General features: G+C 55.7%; 3 protein-coding genes. All 3 read right to left on the bottom strand.

What is annotated here, in order from left to right; genetic code table 11:
- Positions 1–48: 48 nt before the first annotated feature.
- Positions 49–1,053, bottom strand: a complete 1,005-nt coding sequence (locus tag ABJQ89_RS20500; RefSeq protein ID WP_348498009.1) for a Hint domain-containing protein — start codon at positions 1,051–1,053, stop codon at positions 49–51.
- Positions 1,054–1,059: 6 nt separating this feature from the next.
- Positions 1,060–1,260, bottom strand: a complete 201-nt coding sequence (locus ABJQ89_RS20495) for a hypothetical protein (RefSeq protein WP_348498008.1) — start codon at positions 1,258–1,260, stop codon at positions 1,060–1,062.
- Positions 1,261–1,572: 312 nt separating this feature from the next.
- Positions 1,573–3,591: 3'-5' exonuclease (locus ABJQ89_RS20490; protein WP_348498007.1), on the bottom strand; the 2,019-nt coding region annotated here is incomplete at its 5' end.

Raw genomic sequence — 3,591 nt, 5'->3', positions numbered from 1 at the left:
AGGACGTCTTCGGCACCTTGTGGCTCTACTGTGGGAAATTTGCGTCCGTCACGCAACCCCATCTTGCGGCGCATAATCGATCAAAAGCGGCTTTTCATTACGAATGTGCCGCGCGACCAATTGCTTTTGCTGTGCGCGTTTAGGAATCGGCATCGCAGGTTTCATCGCGATGGCCTTGCGCGCAAGTTTCGGAAATAGCGTAAGAATTTCACCGCGCGCCTCAGGGTCGAGCGCGGCAATCGCTTCGCGACCCGTGTAAAAGCTCTCGGCTGGCGCGCCCTCGGCGTACACAATCTGATGACGATCAAACACCAAATGGTAGTAATTTAAGGCTTCCACGCGCTCATCCACATAAATACCGGGCAGCTCGGTCAGGCGAATGGCCGCGATCAGCACGTCTGGTGCATCAAACATGCGCCGCGCAATCGGGGAGCTCACTTGCATACGATGCTGCCGTGATACCAGAAGATCGCGCCTTGGCAGACCGATCCCCAATGCGCCCGCAGAAATTCGCACGGGACGCAGGTTTTCCTGTGTGCGCATCTGCGATTGCCCTACCGCGCTTTTCAGGTTCAAGCGCAGCGTCGCGTACTCCCCATCAGCCACAGCCACGCGCATCCCCGCCTTTAGGGTTTCGACCGCTCGCGGACCTTCATAGGTGTCGATCTTTGTCCCCTCTGCAAAGCAAACAATGGACGAATAGGTCCACCCCGTTGTGTGCCCCTGATACGTACCAAGCGTTGCACCGACGCTAAACGCCGATCCTGGGGCTGGCACAAAGTACCAACCGGCGGGGCTGGCCGTTGTGTAAAAGAAGAAGAAGGTCTCGACATGGGGATCACCGTTAATGTCGGTAAAATTCACATCGATGGCATAAGGATTAGAGAGCGTCGTTCCAGCGGCGCCCCCATTGATCGTGACTGTTTCATCTCCATCTGACCCACCTTGGTAGTTGGGGTCGTTGTCGCTCATAACGGCGGTATAGGAGGTGTTATAGAGCGCGTTATAACCTGTGCCAGACCAGCGAAATGCCTCTACGGTGTATGTCGGCATCGCGCGCTACCCGTCTTGCGCAGCCAGCTTCGTGCTGCGTTCTTTATCAAGGGCTTTGAACAATTCATGCGTGCCGCGCGGCGAGAGTTGAAAGCGGAGCGCGTTCGCGCCGAGCTGTTTTTCAACATGAAGAACGTCGCGCGCATCAGGCGTCTTGCAATAATCGCGGCGCAACCGGTCAGAAAATTCTTTTGATGCTTTACTCATTTTAACACCACATACTGGGCTGCAGCGACACGTCGCTCAGCTTTACAAATTCCGCGCGAGGCGCGTTTGTCATAATGGGCTTTGCAAACTGCTCGATCTGCCGCCACTTTTATGTGCCACTATGAAAGCACTTTACTCATAGGCGATTACGCCAGAGTCTATCAGGGCACTTTTTATGGGGTTTTCCCCTTAAGGAGAGCTTAGCGCAGAACGCGCGCGCGCCAAAGAGCACACGCTACACGCGAATGGTAACGTTGCATAAATGCCGTTTGGTGTTGATCGGACCTGCGAAAAGGAACCGCTACGGGCCTTCTAAAACGGGATATCATCCGCGGCATCTGCAGGTTTCACGAACCGCGAAACAACCTTTTTGACACCCGCTTTTTCGAAATCGATTTCCAGCTTATCCCCTTCGATCCCGACAATCGCGCCGTAGCCAAATTTTTGATGGAACACACGATCCCCCATCGAAAAGCTCGACACAGCTTTCATATCGATCGTGATGTTCTTGGCCTCGCTGGGCTGGGACACAGGGCGTTGATCCTTGCGCGCCTGAAGACGTTTCCAACCGGGGGAGTTGTAGACATTGGCCTCTTGCACACGGGTTTCGAGATCGGAGCGTGCACCCCCGCCCATGCCAGCCGCGCCGTAGTTGCCGCCATACAGTCCGGGGGGCGTGAGAACATCCACATGTGCCTCGGGCAATTCATCGATAAAACGGGACGGCAGTTGGCTTTGCCATTGGCCAAACACCATGCGGTTGGCGGTGAAGGAAATCGTGCAGAGCTCTTCGGCGCGGGTGATGCCCACATAAGCAAGGCGGCGTTCCTCTTCGAGGCCCGTTTTGCCGCTTTCATCCATAGAGCGCTGCGAAGGGAAGAGACCATCCTCCCATCCCGGCAAAAAGACCGCAGGGAATTCGAGACCCTTTGCGCCGTGCAGCGTCATGATCGAAATCTTCGCGCCGTCGTTTTCCTGCTCATTATCCATGATCAGGCTCACATGTTCGAGGAACCCTTGCAGATTTTCGAATTGTTCCAAAGCCTTAACGAGTTCCTTAAGGTTCTCAAGGCGCCCTGGCCCTTCGGGCGTTTTGTCGTTCTGCCAATGAGTGGTATAGCCGCTTTCATCCAAGATGATTTGCGCGAGTTCAACATGGCTGGTTTCGGGCGGACCATATTCAGGCTCTGACATTGTCGGCCCATCCTCAAGCACAGCATCGTCATCGATGATCGTCGTCATGCGCGGTCCACGCGTGAGCGCGGCCCAGCGATCAACCCCATCCACAAGCTTGCTGAGTTCGCTTAACCCCTTACCACCAAAGGCCTTTGTTTCCACGCAGATGCGCGCGCCCTCAAGAAGGCTGACGCCGTTGTCACGCGCGGCCATCTGGATTTTCTGCTGGGCTTTATCACCCAGACCACGCTTGGGCGTGTTCACGATCCGCTCAAACGCGAGATCGTCGTCGGGGGAGGTCACGACGCGGAAATAAGCCATGGCATCGCGGATTTCCATACGCTCATAAAAGCGCGGCCCACCGATAACGCGATAAGGGAGGCCGATGGTGAGGAAGCGATCCTCAAAGGCGCGCATCTGATGGGAGGCGCGCACGAGAATGGCCATTTCATCGAGCGAGATAGGACGCATGCCGCGTGAGCCGCCCTGCATGGCTTCGACTTCTTCACCGATCCAGCGCGCCTCTTCTTCGCCGTCCCAATGGCCGATCAGACGAACCTTTTCGCCGTCTTCCGTCGCGGTCCAGAGGTCTTTCCCAAGGCGGCCCTCGTTCCCAGCGATCACGTTGGATGCGGCGGCGAGGATATGAGGCGTGGAGCGGTAGTTTTGCTCAAGGCGCACGACTTTTGCGCCCTCAAAGTCCTTTTCGAACCGTAGAATGTTGCCGACCTCAGCGCCGCGCCAGCCGTAGATGGATTGATCGTCATCACCGACGCAGCAGATGTTTTTGTGACCGCCCGCAAGCAAACGCAACCAGAGGTATTGCGCGACGTTAGTATCTTGGTATTCGTCCACCAAAATGTAGCGGAACCAGCGTTGGTATTGCTCCAGAATGTCTTGGTGCGTCTGAAAGATCGTCACCATGTGCAGCAGTAAATCGCCAAAATCGACTGCGTTCAGTTCGATCAGGCGTTTTTGATACATCTCGTAGAATTCAGTGCCGCGATTATTGAAAGCACCCGCATCTGCACTTGGCACCTTTTCAGGGGTCAGCGCGCGGTTTTTCCAATCATCGATCAGCCCCGCAAGCATCCGTGCTGGCCAGCGTTTGTCGTCGATGCCTTCCGCGCGCAACAATTGCTTGAGCAGACGCTT

The organism is Planktotalea sp. (genome assembly GCF_039984035.1).
Lineage (GTDB): Bacteria > Pseudomonadota > Alphaproteobacteria > Rhodobacterales > Rhodobacteraceae > Planktotalea.
Note: the sequence above shows the minus strand (reverse complement) of the source record. Positions and strands in the feature narration are given on the sequence as shown.

What these genes read in the sequence shown, in the direction of transcription:
- ABJQ89_RS20500 (WP_348498009.1), bottom strand. Translation starts at nt 1,053, where the DNA reads ATGCCGACATACACCGTAGAGGCATTTCGCTGGTCTGGCACAGGTTAT.
- ABJQ89_RS20495 (WP_348498008.1), bottom strand. Translation starts at nt 1,260, where the DNA reads ATGAGTAAAGCATCAAAAGAATTTTCTGACCGGTTGCGCCGCGATTAT.